Below are 6,100 nucleotides of genomic sequence, written 5' to 3'. Positions count from 1 at the left end.
GCCTACATGACCTTTCCCAAAGAGCACCGGGCGAAGTTGCACTCGACGAATCCAATCGAACGTCTCAACGGCGAGATCAAACGCCGCACCGAGGTTGTCGGTATCTTTCCGAACGATGAAGCCATCATCCGTCTCGTCGGCGCACTGCTCATGGAGGCGAACGACGAGTGGACCGTCCAGCGAGGGAGATACCTGACCCTTGAGACCATGGCTCAAATGAGCGATGATCCCCAAATCAGCTTGCCTGCTGTGGCGCGCTGATAATCGCTCCGACCTGGGGCGGAAAGCACGGCAAGCAGCCGGTAGCTACACCACCTACATGGACACGATCGTCGCCGACAAGAATACCGTCAGTCATAAATACGAAAGCGGATGCTATTTACAAAAAACTATGTATGGATAAATTGGCAGATGCAACCCTAGGCTTTGATTATTTCTCTATGTCCTTGTTCAAGCATCTTCATGACGACGCATTTTTGATCTTTTCGCGCAAGCATCGCTATCTCTATGAAGCGGCGCTGCTTGAAGTTTATGACCGCTGCTTTTCAACCGGATCGAGCTTTCCAACTCGCCAGGAACTGGTTCACGCGATTTATGATCTCGTGGGTCGCCTGCCGGATCTGCTGCTCGACGAAGACGATCTGGTGGAGGGGTTACCGGAGGTCGTCTCCAAACGACGCCGAAGGCTCAAGTTCGCAGGAACTGGCGGAGAGACCGGCGATCGCGTTCTCAAGGCCGCCCAGCAGGTCTATCAAGGGCTGGTGCGAACCGGCTGGCTGGAAGAGGAAGAGTATGGACTGAAAATCACAGTCGATATGCCGATGGGGGCACTGCTGGTCGTCCAGCGACTGTCGAGCTTAAACTCGGATGTGTCGCAGCGGTTTGGCGGTCTCGTGGTGCATATCAAAACCAGTCTTGAGCTGGTCGAAAAGCTATCGGTTGAAAACCCCGAAAAGGCCCGGTCGAGCGCCGTGCATGCGCTGCGCGAAGCACGTGTGCAGGCCGACCAATTCGTCAAGACGCTGCGGGCGATCCTGGCGGACCTGCGGCGGATTCGTAAATCGCTGCTGGAGTCGGAAAACCTTCGCCAGAAGATGGATACCTATTTCGAAGAGTTCATCGGCGAGCTGATCCTCAAGGATTTTCAGGCGATCCTCACGTTCAACCATCCCTATCGTTTCCGCGATCAGATCATCGGCACGGCGCGGCGAATTGCCAACACGCTTGATCTTCTGGATATCGTTGCGGCAGGATATGTCGAAATCGGCATCAAGCCGGATGCGGACGGAGCTCGAGACGAGGTGGTCAGCGATTTGCTGTCGATCGAAACGACATTCGAAACCGTCACCGAAATGTTCGAACGTATCGCAAGCTTTCGCCGAGGACTGGAAACGCGGCTGCGCAATACCGTGAAATATGCCGAACAAGGCGAACGCGGTCTGTCGTCGCGCGCAAGAGCGCTCGTGGCGCGGATGGAGGCGCTGCTCGCCGCCGACCCAGATCGTTACGCGGAGCCGAGTGTTCCTTCGCAGATTGCTCGGGTTTTTGTTCCATGGTCGGAAAGACAGCTGGCGCCGCAACGGCAGGCACGGTCGGCAATCGAGGCAAAGCCGCTGGCCGCGCGGCCCTACGATCCGGTCTATGAATTCAGAAAACGCATGCGGGCGGAGTATCTCGAACGGATTTCTCCGTCGCCCGAGCGAGTCAGGCAATTTTTGCAGCGCATATCGGCCCCCTATCACACAATCGAAGCCCGCTTCGTCGAGCTTCGAACCATCGACGATTTCCTCGCTTTCGATGCGGCCAGGCGTTACGCGCTCACCCAGGAGATACCCGGCCCGATCGGTCGCGAATTCGAACTGCAGTATTTGCCCGATAGCCAACCGCACGACTGCGAATGGCTTCGCTGCAGCAATTTTTCCATCCGCCACCTGGGTGGCCCCACCCGTCAAGAGGTTTGGCATGCTGAGTGAATTCGATGCGCTTGAAGATGCCCATGGCGCGGAAAAAGCGGCGGACCTGCGCAAGGCATGCCGCTACATGTTGCGAAGCCAGTTTGCCTATTCCGGAGATCGCGGCACGGCAAATGTTTACAACAGTCTGACCGACAGTCGTTTCCGGCGCATTGCCGATCAGTTTTTTGAAAGCATCGGCTATCAGGTTCACAGAAATGCGGACGAGCAATGGGTCGGCATCTTGTTGACCGATGACGATCCGTCGTCCGTTCCTAGGATGCGGCTCGACGAGACCATGGTGGTTCTGGTGCTAGGTAGTCACTGGCAGGAGGAAGCGGATCTCGGCAACCTGTTTGATCGGGCGACAGCGGTAACGACCTTCAACGTGCTTCACGAACGGTATAGGGATATGCTGCAGAACGCCGGCAAGCCTGCGATTACACCGGGACGTTTTCTCGACCTGCTCAAGGACGTCGCGCTGCGCAATCTGATCTCGGTCGGAGAATTCGATTACGACGCCCAGGATCGGGAGATCGAAATCCGGCCGATGATCAAGTTCGTCAGCGGCGCCGATGCGCTCACACGTCTTGAAACCTATGTGAAGACTGAGGAGCGCGGCATGCGTTCGCGCGCTATACCGGCTGTGGGGGAACTGCTCCGCCCAGGTATCTCCGGCTCGGAAGGGGATGCGGCATGATGGAACTATGCCGCATCACGCTGGTCAACTGGCATCTGTTCGATGCCGAAGATATTGATGTTCAAGGCAATTTCGGCATTCTGGGAGAAAACCGTTCCGGAAAATCGACGATCCTGGATATGGTTCAGGTGGTGCTGACGGGCGCCAACCGGCATTATCTGCGGCTGAACGCCGTTGCCGGCGAAGGCGCCAAGGGGCGCTCGGCTCCCAAACGCACGGTGCTGACCTATTGCCTGGGGATGCTGGGTGATGGGAATGTTCGCCGCAGCGAGGCCCTGACCTATATTGCGCTTGGCTTCGCTGACCGGGAAAAACAACGGCCGCCGGTCACGATCGGCCTTGCCATCGAAGCCCGGAAGACGGATACCTCGGAAACGGTCCTCGGTCGGTTCGTCGTTACGAGCAAGTTGTTGACGGCCGAACATTTTACCGAAAAGCGCGCCGATGGCGTCTATGCCGCGCATTGGGATGACGTGAAGACCCGCATCATCGATGCCGTCGGGGCCGGGCATTTCATCAACCATCGTGACAAGGCCATAGACTTCGTGCGTGAATATATGCGCCGGCTCGTGCCCAGTCTTCCCAATGCCGAACAAAGTGCAGCGGCGTTGTTGAAAGCTGTCGTCAATGCCATGACCCTCAACCAGGGTTATTCCGCAACCGAGTTCGTCCGGCGTTTCATTCTCGAAGACAATCCGATCAACATTCGCGATCTGCGCGCTTCTATTGAGACCTATCGAAGCGTCAGCGCAACGATCGTCACCCTGCGTGAAAAGCTTGAGGCTCTGACCGAGATTCGCGAGCTCGTCGTCGCCTTCGAGGAAAGCCTCGGTCAGAAGGCGTTGGAAGTCTGGCTGGCACGTCGGGCGCAGTGGCTTGCCTCGAGGGCGGAAAACCGGGCGCTCAAGCAGCAGATCGTCGAAGCGCGCCATTTCATCGACGCCGAGCAGGAAGACCGGGATATTGCCAACGAGGGGATCAGGGAGGCCGAGCAGGAAATCGAGCGGCTAAGAAAGGCGATCGCCGCGCATGGGGCAAAGACCGGTCGCGATCAATGGCTGGAAGTGTTGAGCGGCAAGATGGCCGAGAGCGACAGGCTCAAGAAAGAGATCGAAAAACGATGCCGATCGGCGACGGCACTTGACGGCCTGATATCGGGTTTCGACGATGGGGCCTGTATCAAGGTCTATTGCGGATTGGTTCACGGGTTGAGCGGCGGCGTTGATCGCTCGGCATTGAAGGCGGCCGAACAGGAGCTTCGCGCGCGGGCGCCCGGCATCAAGGACGCGGTGGGCAAGCGTTATCGGGAAACATCGGCGCAGATCATATCGCTGGAAAAGGAACTCGGCGATATTCGCAGGGTTCTGGGTAATACCCGTGGATCGGGAGGCGCAGCCTATCTTCTGGATCAGACGAACGAGCTGATACGGCGGCTTCGAAGCCGCGGCATGGATGCGAGGCCGCTTTGCGATCTCCTCGATATCAATGACGAAAGCTGGACAGTTGCGGCGGAAGGCCTGCTGGGGCGCGACCGGGAGGCGGTCTTTGTGGAGCGGCACAACATTCTTGAAGCGACGGCCATTTTTCGCGAGGGCCGTCGTGAGTTCAAGGGCGCTTCGCTCGTCAGTCTGAACAAGCTTGAGGAGTTCCGTGACGCGCCGCAACCGGGGACATTTCCGACGCTGTTCCGCTCGCAGGATGCCGACGCCAAGGCTTTCATTCTACGTCGATACGGCAATGTGCGCCTTGCTCTGACATCGGAGGAGTTTAATCAGCGCGGGCGCGCCCTGATGAAGGATGGCCTTTATGACGACGGGCTCGTCCGCAGTCACCGGGCAGCCACCGACCACAAGATCGGCAGGGCAGCACAAGCGGCTCATCTGGTTATCCTGCAGCAAAGTTTCGTACAGAAGACCGAGGCACTATCTGATCTGCAGTGTGAGGAAAAGCTTCTGGCAGGCGCCTTGGCGGCTCTCGATATGCAGGATGCCGATATGCTGGCGGATATACTCGAAGAACGCGATGAATGCATGCGGCGCATGCGCGACGCTCGCGACAGGATCGCCGCCATCGATGCGGCTGCCGACGACGGCCTCAACGAAAAACTTCGCGCCCAGAGAGCTTTTCAGGACCGCAAGAAGGAAGAACTAAAGACGATTGAGGCACGCGTCAGCAAATATCTTCTTGATGTCGCGGTCGCTGAAAGGGGCTTGAAGGGCGGGGAGTCCATCGAGGGCTCCGCCATGAACCTGTCCGTCGCCAAGACGCTTTATCGCGCTGAGCGGCGGCAGTACCAGTACCCGGCGGGTGGCGCAGCCTATCGCCAGCGGTTGAGCTCGCTGCGCCGTCGATCCGACGAGCCCATGCCTGCCGGCCAAGCCGCCCGCAGCGAAGCCGCGGCGCATCGCAAACTCGGGAAGCAGGCAGAGGAGGCCGAATCGCGCGCCCGTGATCGAAACCGTCGTGCCGAAATCGACGCGCGAAGCTCCCTGCACCGCTATTTCAACAACGCCAAGTTTGGCGTGAGTTCGCAGATCGGGCCTGAGAGCGACTTGCTGGGCGCCGTGAAACCCTGGATGAACCTGCTGATAGAGGACATCGAAAGCAATGAACTCAGGCGTTACGAAGACAAGGCAAGGGAAGCATCTGAACGGGCGTCCGTTCTGTTTCGCGGCGAGTTCGTGAATGCTCTCAACACGCGTGTTTCGAAAATGGAAAGAGATATCGAGGCGCTCAATCGCAGCCTGCGCGGTCATCCGTTTCACAACGAAGTCTATTCGTTTCATCGGACCGCCGAAGCGCAGTTCCTGCCGATCCTGAAAATTATCGAAATTAGCCGGATGTCGGACGATGCGCTGGACGCCCTTTTCAAACCCGATCTGCCGGATGATTATCCGCATAAGGACACTATTCAGGCCGTTGAGCAATTGCTGGAAGATCCTGACAAGGAGGTTTCGGCCTTTGAAGACTACCGGAATTTCTATGCCTTCGAAATCCATATGGAGGATGTCACGACGAAGGCCCGCACCCGCTGGGAGACACGGCGCAATACCGGTTCAGGCGCGGAACAGCAGGTGCCGCTCTATGTTGCGATCGGTGCTTCACTAGCAGCCGTTTATGGCAACGCGGGATCTCATGGCGGGCCAAAAGGCATGGCGCCGGCACTGTTCGATGAAGCCTTCTCCAAGATGGACGGCAAAAACCAGCGGGCAATGATGAGTTTTTACGCCGATCTCGGACTTCAGGTCGTCATCGCTGCGCCATTGGAAAAGAAACCCGTCATCATCGGTTATGTCCACAGCCTGGTCGAGATCGACCGTATCGGCGAACAATCCTATGCCAACGTCGTCCAGATCGGCAAACGTGCTCGCGACGAAATTCTGGCGATGAACCCGGAAGCGCTGAGTGATGCCGAGATCGCCGCTCGGATGGCGGCGGAGTAACGTCG

At 57.9% G+C, this 6,100-nt stretch carries 4 protein-coding genes; all 4 read left to right on the top strand.

Annotated features, from left to right (window positions below; translation table 11 throughout):
- Window positions 1-261, top strand: a 261-nt coding sequence (locus GA0061102_RS30215) for a transposase (protein WP_208858713.1), incomplete at its 5' end; no start/stop codon positions are given.
- Between the two features lie 179 nt (window positions 262-440).
- Window positions 441-1,973: a Wadjet anti-phage system protein JetA family protein gene (locus GA0061102_RS30210; protein ID WP_092856029.1), complete on the top strand. Its 1,533-nt coding sequence runs from the start codon at window positions 441-443 to the stop codon at window positions 1,971-1,973.
- Window positions 1,963-2,652, top strand: coding sequence for a DUF4194 domain-containing protein (locus tag GA0061102_RS30205; RefSeq protein WP_092856021.1), 690 nt, complete (start codon window positions 1,963-1,965; stop codon window positions 2,650-2,652). The genes GA0061102_RS30210 and GA0061102_RS30205 overlap by 11 nt, the downstream gene beginning before the upstream one ends.
- Entirely contained in the window at window positions 2,649-6,095 is a 3,447-nt protein-coding gene (locus tag GA0061102_RS30200; protein WP_092856019.1) for an SbcC/MukB-like Walker B domain-containing protein, read from the top strand. Before GA0061102_RS30205 ends, GA0061102_RS30200 begins: the two co-directional genes overlap by 4 nt.
- The last annotated feature ends 5 nt before the right edge of the window (window positions 6,096-6,100 follow it).

The sequence above is a fragment of the Martinezella miluonensis genome (assembly GCF_900094545.1).
In the GTDB taxonomy this organism is placed as follows: domain Bacteria; phylum Pseudomonadota; class Alphaproteobacteria; order Rhizobiales; family Rhizobiaceae; genus Rhizobium; species Rhizobium miluonense.
This window is presented reverse-complemented; position numbering and strand designations above follow the sequence as displayed.

Bases quoted from the DNA above. Each gene is read 5' to 3' on its own strand.
- GA0061102_RS30205 (WP_092856021.1), top strand. From the start codon at position 1,963: ATGCTGAGTGAATTCGATGCGCTTGAAGATGCCCATGGCGCGGAAAAA.
- GA0061102_RS30210 (WP_092856029.1), top strand. From the start codon at position 441: ATGTCCTTGTTCAAGCATCTTCATGACGACGCATTTTTGATCTTTTCG.
- GA0061102_RS30200 (WP_092856019.1), top strand. From the start codon at position 2,649: ATGATGGAACTATGCCGCATCACGCTGGTCAACTGGCATCTGTTCGAT.